The organism is Enterobacter cloacae complex sp. P6RS, assembly GCF_014982245.1.
Classification (GTDB): Bacteria; Pseudomonadota; Gammaproteobacteria; order Enterobacterales; family Enterobacteriaceae; genus Enterobacter; species Enterobacter bugandensis.
Window position 1 is genome coordinate 129,087 of record NZ_JADCLB010000004.1, and the last position, 16,541, is coordinate 145,627.

At 58.1% G+C, this 16,541-nt stretch carries 14 protein-coding genes; 6 read left to right on the plus strand and 8 right to left on the minus strand.

The features are described from left to right. Positions 1-34: 34 nt before the first annotated feature. The 5 genes from INF73_RS02915 to INF73_RS02935 all read right to left on the minus strand — a co-directional run bounded on the left by INF73_RS02915 (position 35) and on the right by INF73_RS02935 (position 7,487). Positions 35-2,206, minus strand: a complete 2,172-nt coding sequence (locus INF73_RS02915; RefSeq protein ID WP_048959528.1) for a YgiQ family radical SAM protein — start codon at positions 2,204-2,206, stop codon at positions 35-37. Positions 2,207-2,337: 131 nt separating this feature from the next. Continuing rightward, entirely contained in the window at positions 2,338-3,750 is a 1,413-nt protein-coding gene (gene ftsP, locus INF73_RS02920) for a cell division protein FtsP (RefSeq protein WP_028014423.1), read from the minus strand. A gap of 58 nt (positions 3,751-3,808) precedes the next feature. Next, entirely contained in the window at positions 3,809-4,546 is a 738-nt protein-coding gene (gene plsC, locus INF73_RS02925; RefSeq protein WP_028014424.1) for a 1-acylglycerol-3-phosphate O-acyltransferase, read from the minus strand. 162 nt (positions 4,547-4,708) lie between these two features. Continuing rightward, positions 4,709-6,967, minus strand: coding sequence for a DNA topoisomerase IV subunit A (gene parC, locus INF73_RS02930; RefSeq protein ID WP_041908127.1), 2,259 nt, complete (start codon positions 6,965-6,967; stop codon positions 4,709-4,711). Positions 6,968-7,085: 118 nt separating this feature from the next. After that, positions 7,086-7,487: a YgiW/YdeI family stress tolerance OB fold protein gene (locus INF73_RS02935; RefSeq protein ID WP_023309189.1), complete on the minus strand. Its 402-nt coding sequence runs from the start codon at positions 7,485-7,487 to the stop codon at positions 7,086-7,088. A gap of 139 nt (positions 7,488-7,626) precedes the next feature. Between INF73_RS02935 and qseB the strand changes: the two genes are divergently transcribed. The 5 genes from qseB to lysM all read left to right on the plus strand — a co-directional run bounded on the left by qseB (position 7,627) and on the right by lysM (position 11,179). Further along, a complete protein-coding gene (gene qseB / locus INF73_RS02940) occupies positions 7,627-8,286 on the plus strand; it encodes a quorum sensing response regulator transcription factor QseB (RefSeq protein ID WP_047364588.1) in 660 nt (219 codons plus the stop codon). Beyond that, on the plus strand, positions 8,283-9,620 hold the full coding sequence (qseC, locus tag INF73_RS02945; RefSeq protein ID WP_193540940.1) for a quorum sensing histidine kinase QseC: 1,338 nt from the start codon (positions 8,283-8,285) through the stop codon (positions 9,618-9,620). Before qseB ends, qseC begins: the two co-directional genes overlap by 4 nt. A 105-nt stretch (positions 9,621-9,725) precedes the next feature. Then, complete coding sequence (locus INF73_RS02950) at positions 9,726-10,307, plus strand: NAD(P)H-dependent oxidoreductase (RefSeq protein WP_041908121.1); 582 nt, start codon at positions 9,726-9,728, stop codon at positions 10,305-10,307. A 31-nt stretch (positions 10,308-10,338) separates the two neighbouring features. Next, the gene (locus INF73_RS02955) at positions 10,339-10,653 is read left to right on the plus strand and encodes a putative quinol monooxygenase (RefSeq protein WP_008502984.1); all 315 of its coding nucleotides are present in this window, start codon (positions 10,339-10,341) and stop codon (positions 10,651-10,653) included. 85 nt (positions 10,654-10,738) lie between these two features. Further along, positions 10,739-11,179 carry a peptidoglycan-binding protein LysM gene (lysM, locus tag INF73_RS02960; RefSeq protein WP_028014428.1) on the plus strand — a complete coding sequence of 147 codons (441 nt, stop codon included), beginning with the start codon at positions 10,739-10,741 and terminating at the stop codon, positions 11,177-11,179. 32 nt (positions 11,180-11,211) lie between these two features. On the opposite strand, the gene INF73_RS02965 is transcribed toward lysM, so the two are convergent. From INF73_RS02965 to INF73_RS02975, 3 genes are read right to left on the minus strand one after another with little or no spacing between them, the layout of a single operon-like run. After that, positions 11,212-12,399 (minus strand): glycoside hydrolase family 88 protein, encoded by a 1,188-nt coding sequence (locus tag INF73_RS02965; protein WP_193540942.1) that lies wholly within the window; start codon positions 12,397-12,399, stop codon positions 11,212-11,214. 17 nt (positions 12,400-12,416) lie between these two features. Further along, a complete protein-coding gene (locus INF73_RS02970; RefSeq protein WP_193540944.1) occupies positions 12,417-13,682 on the minus strand; it encodes an oligosaccharide MFS transporter in 1,266 nt (421 codons plus the stop codon). 32 nt (positions 13,683-13,714) lie between these two features. Then, complete coding sequence (locus INF73_RS02975; protein WP_193540946.1) at positions 13,715-15,529, minus strand: DUF2264 domain-containing protein; 1,815 nt, start codon at positions 15,527-15,529, stop codon at positions 13,715-13,717. Between the two features lie 166 nt (positions 15,530-15,695). Between INF73_RS02975 and INF73_RS02980 the strand changes: the two genes are divergently transcribed. Then, the gene (locus INF73_RS02980; RefSeq protein ID WP_059358347.1) at positions 15,696-16,535 is read left to right on the plus strand and encodes an AraC family transcriptional regulator; all 840 of its coding nucleotides are present in this window, start codon (positions 15,696-15,698) and stop codon (positions 16,533-16,535) included. Positions 16,536-16,541: the final 6 nt, after the last annotated feature.

The following is a 16,541-nucleotide window of genomic DNA, read 5'->3' on the forward strand; positions in this document are numbered from 1 at the left end:
CCTACAAAAAACCCCGGCAAGCCGGGGTTTTCTTTTACGCTTTACGCTTCACAGGTTTCTTCACACTGGAATTACCGTTCGAACGCTGATGCACAATCGGCGTATGTTTGGTCAGCGCCGGGCGCGTATTGCGGTTCTGGCGACGCGCTTCGCGCATCTCATCCAGCGTAGGAGCCGGAACCAGGCAGTCGCGGCGCGAGCCAATGAGGTGTTTTTTACCCATCTCTTCCAGCGCCTGGCGGATCAGCGGCCAGTTTTTCGGATCGTGGTAACGCAGCAGCGCCTTATGCAGACGACGCTGTTTATCCCCTTTCGGCACCACCACCTCTTCACTCTTGTAGCCAATCTTACTCAGCGGGTTTTTGCCGGTGTAATACATGGTCGTCGAGTTGGCGAGTGGTGAAGGATAGAAGTTCTGCACCTGATCCAGACGGAAGCGACGCTGCTTCAGCCACAGCGCCAGGTTCACCATGTCTTCATCGCGCGTGCCAGGGTGCGCGGAGATGAAGTACGGGATCAGATACTGCTCTTTGCCCGCCTGCTTCGAGTAGGTGTCGAACAGCTGCTTAAAGCGATCGTAGCTGCCCATGCCCGGCTTCATCATCTTCGACAGCGGGCCTTCTTCGGTGTGCTCCGGCGCAATCTTCAGATAACCGCCGACGTGGTGCGTCGCCAGCTCCTTGATATAGCGAGGATCTTCCACGGCGATGTCGTAACGCACCCCGGAGGCGATGAGGATCTTTTTGATGCCCTTCAGGTCGCGCGCGCGGCGGTAGAGGTTGATCGTCGGCTCGTGGTTAGTATCCATGTGCTCGCAAATGCTCGGGTAGACGCAGGAGAGACGACGGCAGGTCTGCTCCGCGCGCGGCGACTTGCAGCGCAGCATATACATGTTCGCGGTTGGGCCGCCGAGATCGGAGATCACGCCGGTAAAGCCCGGCACCGTGTCGCGAATGGCTTCGATCTCATTGATGATCGAATCCTCAGAGCGGCTCTGGATAATACGGCCTTCGTGTTCGGTAATGGAGCAGAAGGAGCAGCCGCCGAAGCAGCCGCGCATGATGTTGATCGAGAAGCGGATCATCTCATACGCCGGGATACGGGCGTTGCCGTACGCCGGGTGTGGCACGCGCTTGTACGGCAGCGCAAAGACGCTGTCCATCTCTTCGGTGGAGAGCGGGATCGCCGGTGGGTTGATCCAGATGAAGCGCTCGCCGTGCTTCTGCATTAGCGCGCGGGCGCAGCCCGGGTTGGTTTCATGGTGCAGAATGCGGGACGCGTGCGCGTAGAGCACCTTGTCGGCTTTCACCTTCTCGTAGGACGGCAGCAGCACGTAGGTCTTTTCCCACGGCTTCGGACGCGGCGGCTGCACAACGATAGCCTTCGCTTCCGCTTTCTTCGGTTCAACCGGCTTGTTATCGGCACACGGCAGATCTTCACCGTACGGGTGCGGGATCGGGTCGATTTTGCCCGGCATATCAATAATGCGTGAATCCACCCCGCTCCAGCCCGGCAGCGCTTCTTTCACCATGATCGCAGTATTGCGCACGTCGCGGATGCTGCTTACCGGCTCGCCCTGCGACAGACGGTGCGCCACTTCCACCAGCGGACGCTCGCCGTTACCGTAAATCAGCATGTCGGCCTTGGAGTCCACCAGCACCGAGCGGCGCACGGTATCTGACCAGTAGTCGTAGTGCGCGGTGCGGCGCAGGCTCGCCTCGATGCCGCCGAGGATCACCGGCACGTCTTTCCAGGCTTCTTTGCAGCGCTGGGTATAAACCAGGGTCGCGCGGTCCGGACGTTTGCCCGCCACGTTATCCGGTGTGTAGGCGTCGTCATGGCGCAGCTTACGGTCGGCGGTATAGCGGTTGATCATCGAGTCCATGTTGCCGGCGGTCACGCCGAAGAACAGGTTTGGTTTCCCCAGACGCATGAAGTCGTCTTTGCTGTTCCAGTCGGGCTGGGAGATGATCCCCACGCGGAAGCCCTGCGCTTCGAGCATACGGCCACAGATGGCCATGCCGAAGCTCGGGTGGTCAACGTAGGCATCGCCAGTGACCAGAATGATATCGCAGCTATCCCAGCCCAGTTGGTCCATCTCTTCCCGGGACATCGGCAGGAACGGCGCCGGTCCAAAGCAGGCCGCCCAGTACTGGGGCCAGGAGAAGAGGTCACGATCCGGCTGGATCAGGGAAATTGCGCTCATAGTGCTTCCGAAGAAAAAATAGACAAAAGGGCGGGGATTATACGCTGGAACATTGTGGGAAATGAAGGGGTATTATGCGGGCTGCTGCCCTCACCCCAACCCTCTCCCACAGGGAGAGGGAGAAAAGCACGTTACGGCGCCGGATTCACCAGCATCTGCCCCACGGAACCCCTGTCCATCATCTCCAGCGTCTGGCTGTGGAACAGGAACGGGAAGTGCGGCCACGAAGGCTGACCGTAGTAGACGAGCAGTTCAACCTGGCCGTCCACCCAGACGGTATCTTTCCAGCCGCGGTCTTCCGGGAACGGCATCGCGCCGTTGACGTTGCGGATCAGAAATGACACACCTTCAATATGGAACGACTGCGGCATGTCTGACCGAACCGTCCAGCGCTCCCACGTTCCCTGCTGAGCGGTGATATCAATGCGATTTACATCCCACAGCGCGCCGTTGATGCCCGGATCGTCGCCCAGGCTGATATCACGGCTGCGCACCGGCGAGCCGCTCATGATCTCCTGCGGCAGCAGGCGCATCGGCAGGCTATCGGTGACCAACGGCAGCAGGCCGGTTGGACGCAGAGTAAGCACCAGCGTGGAAACCAGAATGCTCGACGGCTCAAAGAACCCGCGAATACGGTCAACGATGCTCGCGGCTTCACCACAGGTGACGGAGACTTCGTCCCCGTTGGTCATATCCACCAGAATTTCACGACGTTCACCCGGCGCCAGCGCCAGCTGTTTAACGGAGACCGGCGCGGGTAAAAAGCCCTGGTCGCCGGAGATCACATGCAGCGGGCGGCCATCGCTCATCTGCAGCTGATAGCGACGCGAGTTAGAGGCGTTGAGCAGGCGCAGGCGCACCCAGCCGCGGGACACTTCCACGTACGGGCTCTGCGCGCCGTTAACCAGCAAGGTATCGCCGACAAAGCCACCGCTGCCCGGCTCGCTGTACTCCGGCGTGCCGAAGTTATCCAGACGTTTGTCCTGAATAATGACCGGGAAATCGTCCACGCCGTAGTGGTTCGGGATCGGCAGAGATTTACTGACCTCATCTTCCACCAGCCACATGCCGGCCAGACCGTTATAGACCTGCTGCGCCGTACGGTTAGGGGTATTGGCGTGATACCACAGGGTTGCCGCGCTCTGGCGAATCGGCAGGACGGGCGCCCAGTCGGCGTTGGGGGACATCATTCGCGCCGCGCCGCCAATCAAAGGGCCAGGAACCTGTAAGCCGCTGATGGTCATGGCAACATTTTCCGCCGTACGGTTGCTGTAAATGAGCTTAACGTCATCACCGTTCCACACGCGGATGGTCGGCCCGAGGTAGCGCCCGTTAATGCCCCACACCGGCGCGCGCGTGCCCTGGGTAAAGGACCAGTGGCTGCGCTGAAGCGTGAGGAAAAGCGGCTGCCCGCGACGGGATTCAATTAACGGCGGAATGGGCAGCGGCTGCTGCTGCCCGGCGGCGCTGGCTGTCAGCGGCATCGCACCCGCACAAAGGGCAATCCCCGAAGCCTGAATAAACTGACGCCGACTGAGTGACATATAAGCTCCATCTGAAACGACTAACAACGCGGGAATTCTTTTTCCCTTTAACGCCGAATTAAACCTTACCGGCGGCTTCTCTTTCTGCGACTTCTTTATCCAGCAGCGCAATATGCTGAGCCATGAGCTCGCGGCAGTGTGCTGCCAGTTCGCGCACTTGGTCTTTACCGTATTTGCTGGTATCGACGGGTGGCAGCATTTCGACAATCACCAGACCATTATTCAGGCGGTTAAGATTAATCTTATTAGAAGTATTGGAAACGCACACGGGAATAATTGGAACACCTGCCGCAATTGCGGCATGAAACGCGCCGGTTTTAAACGGCAGCAGGCCGCGGCCGCGGCTACGCGTCCCTTCCGGGAACATCCAGATTGAGATCCGGCGCTTTTTAAAATGATTCACCACTTCTGCAATCGTGCCGTGCGCTTTTGCACGGTTGTTACGGTCGATCAGCAGGTTACCGGTCAGCCAGTACAGCTGGCCAAAAAACGGGATCCACAGCAGGCTTTTTTTCCCCACCGTCACGGTCGGAGGCAGAACAATATTGGAGGCCGTCACCATATCGTAGTTGTTCTGATGGTTGGCGATATAGATGGCGTTACCGAAGTTCTCCGCTCCTTCAGGCAGGCGTTTTTCAACCTTCAGGCCAAACAGCGGCGCAAGGCGACCGAACATATGGCCAAAGGTGGCAACATGCTTCGGATTACGCGGGCTGAACAGGCAGTAAATAGAGCCGAAAATACAGACCAGAATGCAGTAAATAACGGTAAGAATAAGACGAACAATGTATAGCATAGCGACCTCTGAAGCCCTGACAGCTGACAATTATACTTCACCTGTGGCCAGGTAAGGACTTTATTACGAGCGCGTATTGTTAATCGCAACGCACGAATTAACAACGATTTTACGGGAAATTTTATTGAAATACCCCCTCCGGACAGAGGGGGTGTCATGACATTACTCTTCGCTGTCGCCCGCGCTGCTGCGCGCAGGCGAATCAATCTCCACGCGGTCGATACGCTGCAGGCCGCGCATCAGCGAACCGCGGCGACCGCGCTCGCCCACCACTTTCTGCAGCTCTTCCGGGCGAAGCTTGATTTTACGCTTGCCAACGTGGATGGTCAGCGTGCTCTGCGGCGGCAGCAGGAAGAGGTGCGCCAGGCCATCTTCACCTTTCGCGGCTTCCGCCGACGGGATGTTGATGATCTTGTTGCCCTTACCTTTCGACAGCTCCGGCAGGTCGCTGACCGGGAACATCAGCATGCGTCCGGCAGAGGTGATCGCCAGCAGCATGTCGCTCTCGTTCTCAATCACCAGCGGTGTCATCACGCGGGCATTGTCCGGCAGGCTGATCAGCGCTTTACCGGCACGGTTACGCGACACGAGGTCGTTAAAGGTACAGATAAAGCCGTAGCCCGCATCGGACGCCATCAGCAGCTTCTGGTCGTCGGCCTCCATCAGCATGTGGTCAACCGTTGCGCCCGGCGGCAGCGTCAGCTTACCGGTGAGCGGTTCGCCCTGGCCGCGCGCGGAAGGCAGCGTGATCGGGTCGATAGCGTAGCTGCGGCCCGTGGAGTCGATAAACGCCACCGGCTGGTTGCTCTTGCCTTTCACCGCCGCTTTAAAGCTATCGCCCGCTTTATAGCTTAGGCCCGGCGCGTCGATATCGTGGCCTTTGGCGCTGCGCACCCAGCCGCTCTGCGACAGTACAATGGTCACCGGCTCGGACGGCTGCATGTCGTGCTCGTTCATCGCCTTCGCTTCTTCGCGCTCGTGCAGCGGAGAACGACGGTCGTCGCCGAAGGCATCGGCATCCGCCTGCAGCTCTTTCTTCAGCAGGGTGTTCATCTTGCGTTCGGAGGCGAGGATCGCCTGCAGCTGATCGCGCTCTTTTTCCAGCTCGCTTTGCTCGCCGCGGATCTTCATCTCTTCCAGCTTAGCGAGATGGCGCAGCTTCAGTTCGAGGATCGCTTCGGCCTGGGTTTCGCTGATGCCAAAGCGCGACATCAGCGCAGGCTTCGGCTCGTCCTCGGTACGGATGATCTCAATCACTTCGTCGATATTGAGGAACGCCACCAGCAAACCTTCGAGGATATGCAGGCGCTTAAGCACTTTCTCCAGACGATGGTTCAGACGACGGCGCACCGTATCGCGGCGGAACGTCAGCCACTCGCTGAGGATCTCCAGCAGGTTTTTCACCGCCGGACGACCGTCGAGGCCAATCATGTTCAGGTTGATGCGGTAGCTTTTTTCCAGATCGGTAGTGGCGAACAGGTGGTTCATCACCTGCTCCATGTCCACGCGGTTAGAGCGCGGCACGATCACCAGACGGGTCGGGTTCTCGTGGTCGGATTCGTCGCGCAGATCGTCCACCATCGGCAGCTTTTTATTGCGCATCTGGGCGGCGATCTGCTCCAGCACCTTCGCACCGGACACCTGGTGCGGCAGCGCGGTGATCACCACGGCGCCGTCCTCTTTATTCCACACCGCGCGCATGCGCACGGAACCGCGACCGTTCTGGTAGATTTTGCGGATTTCTGCACGCGAGGTGATGATCTCGGCTTCGGTCGGGTAATCCGGCCCCTGCACGATATCCAGCAGCTCGTCCAGCGAGGTTTTTGGCTGCTCGATCAGGGTGATGGCGGCTTTCGCCACTTCACGCAGGTTGTGCGGCGGAATGTCCGTCGCCATGCCGACCGCAATACCGGTCGTGCCGTTCAGCAGGATGTTCGGCAGACGCGCAGGCAGCATCTTCGGCTCCTGCAGCGTACCGTCGAAGTTTGGCACCCAGTCAACGGTTCCCTGACCCAGCTCGCCCAGCAGCACTTCGGCGTATTTGGACAGGCGGGATTCGGTATAACGCATCGCTGCGAAGGATTTCGGATCGTCCGGCGCACCCCAGTTCCCCTGCCCGTCCACCAGCGGATATCGGTAAGAGAACGGCTGGGCCATCAGCACCATCGCTTCATAGCAGGCGCTGTCGCCATGCGGATGGTATTTACCCAGTACGTCACCGACGGTACGGGCGGATTTCTTGAACTTAGCGGTGGCGTTCAGCCCCAGTTCGGACATCGCATAGACGATGCGGCGCTGAACGGGCTTCAGGCCATCCCCGATAAACGGCAACGCCCTGTCCATGATGACGTACATGGAATAGTTCAGGTAGGCGTTTTCCGTGAATTCATGTAGCGCGAGGCGCTCTGCCATATCGCTCATTACGTGTGATTCCTCAACTCAGAAACCGAAGGGTTTCAGGCAATATTGCCGCAGATACTACCTCATCTGACGAATTGAGTCACAAAGAAAAAGGGCCGCATAAGCGGCCCTTTTCGGGTTATTTGTTCAGCTTGATAACCTGCTTCACGTCGATTTCAAACTCGTTCCAGTCTTTGTCGACTTTACCCTGCAGCTCTACTTTATCCTGCGGGGTGACGGTCACGCCGTTCCAGCGCTTGTGGTCAATCTCAACCACCACCGTGCCGGACTCGTCGCGGAAGGTGTAGCGGTCATCGGACAGGCGCTCGGTAATGTTCCCGCGCAGCTTCACCCAGGCATCGTCCTTCAGATCTTTCACTTTAGCCGCGGTGGTGAGGTTGGCGTTGTTATCGACAAAACCGCCCTGCTGGGTTTGCGTCTGGGTCTGTGTCGCGGATGGGCCAGTAAAGCCGCCCTGTGCAGCAAAGACCGGCGCGGTGGTCATCATCATGATGGCAGCAATTGCAGCGAATTTTTTCATCTTCATCTCTCCCTTTAATGTCGTTTCGCAGTCCATTAAACAGGGTAAACCTTAACAACTTCTTAAGGGGAAAATTTATTTATTTTTACTGTACAGCAGGCGCTTGCAGAGGGTTTACTGACGGCATCAAGGAGGGAACATGCGCATTTTACTGGTAGAAGACGACAGGTTAATCGGCGATGGCATCAAAGCAGGCTTAAGCAAACTGGGCTTTAGCGTGGACTGGTTTACCGACGGGAAAACCGGGCAGGCCGCGCTCGCCTCAGCGCCCTATGATGCCGTGGTGCTTGACCTGACCCTACCGGGAATTGACGGTCTGGAGATCCTGCGCGCCTGGCGCGAAAGCGGGCGCAGCGAGCCGGTACTGATCCTGACCGCGCGGGATGCGCTGAACCAGCGCGTTGAAGGGCTGCGCCTCGGTGCGGACGATTATCTCTGTAAGCCGTTCGCGCTGATAGAAGTGGCCGCCCGTCTGGAAGCGCTGGTGCGCCGCAGCCACGGCCAGACCCGCAGCGAGCTGCGCCACGGCAAGGTGACGCTCGATCCGGCAAGCCTCGTCGCCACGCTGGAGGGCGAAACGCTGACGCTTAAACCCAAAGAGTTCGCCCTGCTGGAGCTGCTGATGCGCAACGCGGGCCGGGTGCTGCCGCGCAAGCTGATCGAGGAAAAGCTTTATACCTGGGACGATGACGTCTCCAGCAACGCCGTCGAAGTCCATGTCCATCATTTACGCCGCAAGCTCGGGAGCGAGTTTATCCGCACCGTGCACGGCATCGGCTACACCCTGGGTGACGCATGAAGCTGAGCCTGAAGCTGCGCCTGACGCTCCTCTTTTTAGCGCTGTCTCTGACGGCCTGGTTTGCCGCCAGCCTGGTGGCGTGGCAGCAGACCACCCACAAGCTCGATAAGCTGTTCGACACCCAGCAGATGCTGTTTGCCAAACGGCTGCTGACGATGGATCTGGACGAGATCCGCGCGCCGGAGCGCATGCGCGAGGTGCCGAAAAAGGCCAAACACGGGCATCTGGACGATGACGCGCTGGCCTTCGCTATTTACGCTTCAGACGGCACGATGCTCCTTAACGACGGCGAAAACGGGCGCGATATCCCATATCACTATCGTCGTGACGGCTTTGATGACGGACGGCTTCAGGATGACAACGATGAATGGCGCTTTTTATGGCTGACGTCGCCAGACGGAAAATACCGCGTGGTGGTCGGCCAGGAGTGGGAGTACCGGCAGGATATGGCGCTGGACGTGGTCAGCTCGCAGCTGACACCGTGGCTGGTGGCGCTGCCGGTGATGCTGCTGTTGCTTATTGTCCTGCTGAGCCGGGAGCTGAAGCCCCTGAAAAAGCTGGCCCAGACCCTGCGTTCCCGCTCGCCGGACGCCACCGACGCCCTGCCCACTCAGGGCGTGCCGGCGGAAGTGCGCCCCCTGCTCGACTCGCTGAACCATCTCTTTACCCGTACCCAGGAGATGATGACCCGCGAGCGCCGGTTTACCTCCGACGCCGCCCACGAGCTTCGCAGCCCCCTGGCGGCGCTGAAGGTGCAAACCGACGTGGCGCAGCTTTCTCAGGACGATCCGCAGGCGCAGGAAAAAGCGCTGGCGCAGCTGCACGCGGGTATCGACCGCGCCTCCCGGCTGGTGGATCAGCTCCTCACCCTGTCGCGCCTGGACTCGCTGGACAGCCTGGACGGCGTAGAACAGATAGCGATGGCCGACCTGCTGCAGTCTGCGGTAATGGATATTTATCCTCCTGCACAGCAGGCGGGTATTGATATTCGCCTGCACATCAACGCGCCGGAGGTGACCCGAACGGGTCAGCAGCTGCTTCTGAGCCTGCTGGCGCGCAACCTGCTGGATAACGCCACCCGCTACAGCCCGCGCGGCTGCGTGGTAGACGTGACGCTGAACACCCGTAGCGTTACCGTGCGCGACAATGGCCCGGGCATTTCGCCCGATGCGCTGGCGCGTCTCGGCGAGCGCTTTTATCGTCCACCGGGTCAGGACGCCACGGGCAGCGGGCTGGGGCTATCCATTGTGAAACGCATTGCCGCGCTGCACGGCATGCGCGTCTCGCTGGGCAATGCGCCAGAAGGCGGCTTTGAAGTGAAGGTTAACTGGTAAGGGATTATTGCATTTAGCGCAAAAGACTTTGCACATTTTGCTTATTTTTCCGCTCCGTCCTCGCGCGTAGAATACCCGGCATACTCTCATCACCGAGGACAAATAATGAGCAATATTCTGATTATCAACGGCGCGAAAGAGTTCGCGCACTCTAAAGGCCAGCTGAATGACACCCTGACCGAGGTCGCGGACGGTTTCCTGCGCGACGCCGGGCATGATGTTAAGGTCGTGCGCGCGGACAGCAACTATGACGTGAAGGCCGAAGTGCAGAACTTCCTGTGGGCCGATGTGGTTGTCTGGCAGATGCCGGGCTGGTGGATGGGCGCGCCGTGGACCGTGAAAAAATACATGGACGACGTCTTCACCGAAGGTCACGGTTCGCTGTATGCCAGCGACGGACGCACCCGCTCAGACGCCTCTAAAAAATACGGCTCCGGCGGCCTGATTCAGGGCAAAAAATATATGCTCTCCCTGACCTGGAACGCCCCTCTGGAAGCCTTCACCGAAAAAGATCAGTTCTTCGAAGGCGTGGGCGTAGACGGCGCGTATCTGCCGTTCCACAAGGCGAACCAGTTCCTGGGAATGGATCCGCTGCCGACCTTTATCGTCAACGACGTGATTAAAATGCCTGACGTCCCGAGCTATATCGCAGAATATCGCAAGCATCTCGCGAAAATTTTTGCTTAACTGGTAGCCTGGAATTAAAGGAGTAGTAACCATGCTTACAGTAATCGCAGAAATCCGTACTCGTCCAGGTCAACATCACCGCCAGGCGGTGCTGGATCAGTTCGCGAAAATCATCCCAACCGTACTGAAAGAAGAAGGCTGCCACGGCTACGCGCCGATGGTGGACGCCGCTACCGACGCAAGCTTCCAGGCCACTGCGCCAGACTCCATTATCATGGTTGAGCAGTGGGAAACCGTCGCGCACCTTGAAGCACACCTGCAGACCGCGCACATGAAAGCGTGGAGCGATGCGGTGAAGGGTGACGTGCTGGAGACCCACATCCGTATTCTGGAGCAAGGGGTTTAAAACCTGCCTTCCCTCTCCTTCCGGGGAGGGAATTCTCTCTGACCTGCTATGCTTATTCTGACTTCATGATTAACAGGAGGATGGAATGGGTCTTTTTAACTTCGTGAAAGAAGCAGGCGAAAAGCTATGGGATAACCTGACCGACCACAAAGGTCAGAGCGACAAAATCACCGAGCACCTCAAGAAACTCAACATTCCCGGTTCAGACAAAGTTCAGGTTAACGTTACCGACGGCAAGGCCAGCGTGACGGGTGACGGGCTGACCCAGGAGCAGAAAGAAAAAATCCAGGTCGCCGTCGGCAACATCGCGGGCGTCAGCGAGGTGGAGAACAACATCACCACGACCGATGCCAAAGATGAAGCCACCTACTACACGGTAAAATCCGGCGACACCCTGAGCGCTATCTCCAAAACCGTGTACGGCGATGCCAACCAGTACAACAAGATTTTTGAGGCTAACCGCCCGATGCTCTCCAGCCCGGATAAAATCTACCCCGGCCAGACGCTGCGTATTCCTAAAGCGTGATCCGCGAGTCGGGGGATGCCCCCCGACCGTTTTTACCAGTACAGTTTCCAGCTCTGCGTAAAGCGCACCAGCGCCTCCACGTAGAAGTAATCTCCCCAGCTCGCACACTCGTCCACCCCTTTGTTGCTCGCCAGGTGATAGACCGAGTGCTTCAGTAGCCCGGTGCCCTTCTCCTCTTTGCCTATCAGGTAGTGCTTCGTCAGTGACGACATAATGCCTTTGGCCCATTCCAGATACCGCTCCCGGTCCGGATCCGTCACGGGCAGGTGCTTCACCAGCTCCAGCAGCCCGCACACCGCAATCGCCGCCGAGGACGAATCGCGCAGCGCGTCGGTCCCCACCAGCGCCAGATCCCAGTGGCAGACGTAGTCTTCCGGGAGGCGGTTGAGGAAGTAGTTCGCCAGCCGCTTCGACAGGGCGATCATCGTCTCGTCGCCGGTATAGATATAGCTCAGCAGGAAGCCGTAAATGCCCCACGCCTGCCCGCGTGACCAGCAGGAGTCATCGGCATAGCCCTGCTGGGTATTGCCGTAGCGCGGCGCGCCGGTTTGTACGTCCATATAATAGGTGTGGAACGTGGAGGCATCGTCGCGGATGAGATAGTTTGCCGCCTGCATGACGTGCGCTTTTGCGGCGTCAGCAAAGCGCGGATCCCCCGTCTGCTCCGTCGCCCAGTAGAGCAGCGGCAGGTTCATGTTGCAGTCGATGATCATCCGTCCGGCCTGCTCCGGGTCTGAAAGATCGCCCCACGCCTGAATGATTTTCGCCTTCTCATGAAAGCGCTCCAGCAGGGCTTCAGCCGCCAGCAGGGAGAAACCGCGCGCCTCGCGGCTGCCGGTAAGTCTCCAGGCCGCCACGCAGGAGAGCGTGTACAGGAAGCCCAGATCGTGAGTGTTGGTGTCGCTGCGCCCGGCGATGCGCAGGCCGAAGGAGCGCACGTGTTTTTCCGCCATCGAGCGGAATTTCTCCTCGCCGCTCATCTCCCACGCCAGCCACAGCTGGCCGGTCCAGAAGCTGGTTGTCCACTCTACGTTGTCGGTCAGCGGGTAATAACCGTTCCGGCAGGTTTCCGCCGGGAACTGCTCTCCGAATGCCGTTAAATGACGGCTAATCAGCTCGAGGACGTGGCTACGCGCAGAGATCAGTTCATCGCTAAACAGGCGCGAGTCTACTGGAGCAGGAATGGCAGACAGGCGTTCCTCTCTGATACGACTTAACATATTTCGGTTCCTTGTGGTCAGCGTGATGAAGGTTCTGCTACGTTCAGCGGGCGGGGGCCGCGCCATTTGCTCTGGCAGGCGGATAACGTAAAGGCAGAAATAAAGGTAAAGATCAGCGCCGTCGCCCCCATGATGATATAGGTCTGTTCAAAGCCGATGCGGTCATACATATATCCGGCAGGCGAGGAAACCACCACGTTCCCCACGTACAGCATCGCCTGATAGCCCAGTAAATACATGGTGGCGTTCACGCGCTTGTCGAAATGCTCCGCAATATATTTAAAGACCGACACCAGCAGCAGGCAAATTTCCATACCGTATAGCGGCTTGAGCACGGAAATTAACAGATGCGAGTCGCACATCCCGGAAATAATCAAACGCGCCCCGACGATCAGCCCGACAATTAATAGCCCGCGCCTGGCGCCAATAAAGTTAACGAACAGCGGGACAACCATATACATGACGAATTCTATGCCCGACTGCACGGTGCCGAGATAACCAAACACCGCGTTGCCCTCATGAATGTCGTCAAAGAAGGTGACGAAATAGCGCGAGAACTGCTGCTCGGCGATAAACATCATCCAAGCCACGCCCGCCACGTACAGGCAAAAAGCCCAGAATTTACGGTTACGCAGCAGGGCATACACATCTGCGGGGGCGATTTTCTCTTTGGTCAGTACCGCATCGGCATGAACGGAGTTAGTGTTCACTTTCAGGCTGAGCAGGACAACCAGCATCACGATCGACGTCACGCTGCCCATAATGAAGTTATAGGTCGGTGAGAGGTTGAACAGCAGGCCGGAGAAGGACGATGCCACCGCCCAGCCGAGCGAGCCCCACATACGAATTTGCCCGAACTCCATGCCGTTTAAGCGGCTGAAGCGGTCGGAATAAGATTCACACGCCGCCACGCCCGCATACCAGGCAAAGCTTAAATAGAGCGCGCCGATAATAATCCCCAGCAAGGTGCTGGACATTAACAGCGGCTGATAGACGTAAATAAAAAACGGTGCCATCAGAGCCGACATGGCGACCACAAAATAGAGCAGATATTTGCTCATGCCGATTTTATCGAGAATATAGCCGTAAATGGGTTTGAGAATAACGGAAAATATTCCGTTCACCGCGAACACGGTTCCAATTACCGTCCCGCTGAGATTCGCTTTTTGGCCCAGCCAGATCGCCAGCAGGCCAATACTCGCGGACCAGGTAAAGAAATAGAGAAAAATAAAGCTGCTGATTTTGTAATATTCGGTTCTGTTGGTTGTCGATGTATTTTTCATACCATCCTCGCCGAGGTGTAGGGTCAGAATTTTTATAACGTGAACGACAGCAGACGTTCGCCTCCAGGGTCGCGGATTACGACCCGGGTATGGTTCATATCCAGCTGCGGCGCGGCCGCAACGTTCTGTTTCTCACTGGCAATGACGGCGCAGCAGAGCCAGCGCTCTCCCGGATGGAGATCGGTTTTTAACAGCGGAATGGAGGCGCACTCCGGGAACATGATGCTGCTGTTCGGCGGCGTGACGATGCTGTCCGGGGTGCGTTCAATGAAAGGCGACAGATCGACTATCGCACTGCTACCGTTCTCTGCCGCCAGATAGCTGCCGCGCGCGCGGATCTGGTGCTCCGTTTTCATCACGGCGAAACCGCCCTCCGCCGTTTGCAGCGTGCGCGCGCTGTTGATGCGGTGCAGCCGCAAATGCCACTCGCCGAAGGGGATTTGCCAGGTCTCGATGTGCACGTCGTGCCAAGGCGACCAGCGTGAATAGATGTAGTTTTCATCCACCCGCACCACGTCGCACTCGCGACGGCCGCGGAAATAGTTATCCCCGTCCGCCAGCAGCAGCATGGAATCACAGGCCGCATGCTTCAGGCCAAAGCGCCCGCGCTCAATGGTGAAGCCAAAGCGGCTGGAGTAGGCAAATTTGGTGTATTTCGCTTCGGTGTTGACGTAGTTGTTCAGCTCCAGCTGACCGGCGGTGAGCATGGTGACGTGCTGAGAGTTCGTCGAATGCATCAGGATCTGCTGCGCGTGCGGGATGACGTGCTTCTCCGCCAGCGCGGGCAGCGGCTGTTCTTCTGCCTGCCAGAACGGATGCGTCTCCGGCAGCGCCAGAATCAGGTAGCTTTTTAGCGCCCAGTAGGGCGAGCCGGGAGAGTTATAGTCCTCACACATGGCGAGGTTCGGACAGGCAAAACCGAGGGTCAGAATGCCGTCCCGGTCGGTAATCGTCCGCTGCTGCCACCAGCGGAGATGGCGCAGGATAATGCCCTTCACAATACCCGGCGTGAATACGTCAAGTTCAGAGAAGACAACCGCGCTCCAGAAGGCGACCATCGCAAAGCGGTAGGTCAGGCTGCGGCCAAACGGTACCGACGCGCCGTCCGCGGCGGACCAGTAGATAAAGTCCTCCGCAAACAGACGCGAGCGCTCGCGCAGCACTACTGCCCTCGCCTCGTCGCCGCTTAAAGTGGCGTAAATCAGGCCGTAGAAGTGGAACGCCATGGAGATGTAATAATCTTTCGGGCGACCCGCGCCGTCGGAATACCAGCCGTCACCCAGGTAATAGGCCTCCATCAGCGCAAACCGATGGTCGATGGCGGCCTGGTCGTACGGCAGCCCGGCGCGCTTGAAGCCCAGCTGGACCATAATGGCAAAGTAGTTCCAGTTGCTGTCGGGCATCTGCGCGTCGGCAATCTGATTCAGCCACGTGTGCAGGTTCATCACCTCGCGCTCGCTGAAGCAATCGGTGAGTTTATTCCCCAGCAGGGAAAGCCCCAGACCGTAGGATGCCATCTCGACCAGACGCTGATCGTACGGAGCGGTTTCGCCCCAGTAGCCCGGACTTTGCGGATCGGTGCCGATCCTGATGGCCTGCATGTACTTCTCGCTAAACGGCGAAGCATCGCCCGAAGCCAACAGCGGAAACAGCCCCCATAGCGCGCGGGAGAGCCCCTCCATCTGCGCGATATCCGTCGCGTAGTGCGCGCAGGTATCACCCAGCGAGAACCGCGAATGATTTACCGGAAACTGCTTATCCAGCGCGCCAAGTAAGGTATTCAGAGACGCCACGACGTCCTGGCGTGAAGACAACAGATTTGATTTTTCTTCGCTTTCCGCCCGCATAGTTCCACCCTCGTCATCAACTGCGGCCAAGCATAGTGAATGCGTAAGGTGGAGAAATGTTAGCCACGTCACAGGTGAGAACGTTCGATAAACCTGCGGTTGATAAAATTTAAAAAGGTGGTTTATAAATCTTTTCTGACGGGGAAAAGTTGAGTTTTATTGCACTATGCATGACGCGCCCATAACCGATCGTCTTGAGCTTATTACCTTAAACGACACCGTAGCGTCGTTCAGCCGCCTGTTTGCTAACACGGTGCGTTACCACCACTGGCATCAGTGTCTTGAAATTCTCTATGTGGAAGAAGGGTTTGGCGTCGCGATTGTCGATAACCGTCACTACACCATGCGCCCCGGACGCCTGTTTTTCTTTCCGCCGTTTACCCTGCATAAAGTCAGGGTAGACGAACAGGCGGAAGCGATTTACCGGCGCACGATTATTCACCTCGACCACCATGCGGTGCTGAAGTGTCTGCGTGATTTTCCGCACACGCAGCAGCGGCTGGAGAAACTCTCGCGTCGCGGCTCAGAGGCGTGGGTGGTTGACCTGGCACACTGCCACAGCCATGTCGATCATCTGTTCAGCCGTTATCCGCCGCCGATGAGCAGCGAAAGCATCGCCGGGCTGCTGATTAGCCTGTTTGCTATGTTGCCTGACGATCGTACCGGCGCACCGGGCAGCAGCACGGGGATCGCCAGCCAGGTGATGTTCTGGCTGGACGAGCATTATCAGGAGAAATTCCGCCTCGACGCGCTGGCAGCGGAACTGGGCAGATCGCGCAGCTACGTGTCGCGAAAATTTCATGTGGAGACGGGGGAGAAAATCCACCACTACCTGAACACGCTCCGCCTGCGAAAGGCGTGCGAATGCCTGCTGCACAGTGACGCGAGCGTGCGGGAGATTGCCGCGCGGGTGGGATTTTCTGACGTGACCTGGTTTATCAGCGCATTTAAGAAGGGGATTGGCGAGACGCCGCTGCAGTACCGGAAGAACCATCGTGCGGTATGACACCCT

Excerpts from the sequence above, each read along its gene's own strand:
- INF73_RS02915 (WP_048959528.1), bottom strand. The coding sequence starts at position 2,206 with ATGAGCGCAATTTCCCTGATCCAGCCGGATCGTGACCTCTTCTCCTGG.
- ftsP (WP_028014423.1), bottom strand. The coding sequence starts at position 3,750 with ATGTCACTCAGTCGGCGTCAGTTTATTCAGGCTTCGGGGATTGCCCTT.
- plsC (WP_028014424.1), bottom strand. The coding sequence starts at position 4,546 with ATGCTATACATTGTTCGTCTTATTCTTACCGTTATTTACTGCATTCTG.
- parC (WP_041908127.1), bottom strand. The coding sequence starts at position 6,967 with ATGAGCGATATGGCAGAGCGCCTCGCGCTACATGAATTCACGGAAAAC.
- INF73_RS02935 (WP_023309189.1), bottom strand. The coding sequence starts at position 7,487 with ATGAAAAAATTCGCTGCAATTGCTGCCATCATGATGATGACCACCGCG.
- qseB (WP_047364588.1), top strand. The coding sequence starts at position 7,627 with ATGCGCATTTTACTGGTAGAAGACGACAGGTTAATCGGCGATGGCATC.
- qseC (WP_193540940.1), top strand. The coding sequence starts at position 8,283 with ATGAAGCTGAGCCTGAAGCTGCGCCTGACGCTCCTCTTTTTAGCGCTG.
- INF73_RS02950 (WP_041908121.1), top strand. The coding sequence starts at position 9,726 with ATGAGCAATATTCTGATTATCAACGGCGCGAAAGAGTTCGCGCACTCT.
- INF73_RS02955 (WP_008502984.1), top strand. The coding sequence starts at position 10,339 with ATGCTTACAGTAATCGCAGAAATCCGTACTCGTCCAGGTCAACATCAC.
- lysM (WP_028014428.1), top strand. The coding sequence starts at position 10,739 with ATGGGTCTTTTTAACTTCGTGAAAGAAGCAGGCGAAAAGCTATGGGAT.
- INF73_RS02965 (WP_193540942.1), bottom strand. The coding sequence starts at position 12,399 with ATGTTAAGTCGTATCAGAGAGGAACGCCTGTCTGCCATTCCTGCTCCA.
- INF73_RS02970 (WP_193540944.1), bottom strand. The coding sequence starts at position 13,682 with ATGAAAAATACATCGACAACCAACAGAACCGAATATTACAAAATCAGC.
- INF73_RS02975 (WP_193540946.1), bottom strand. The coding sequence starts at position 15,529 with ATGCGGGCGGAAAGCGAAGAAAAATCAAATCTGTTGTCTTCACGCCAG.
- INF73_RS02980 (WP_059358347.1), top strand. The coding sequence starts at position 15,696 with ATGCATGACGCGCCCATAACCGATCGTCTTGAGCTTATTACCTTAAAC.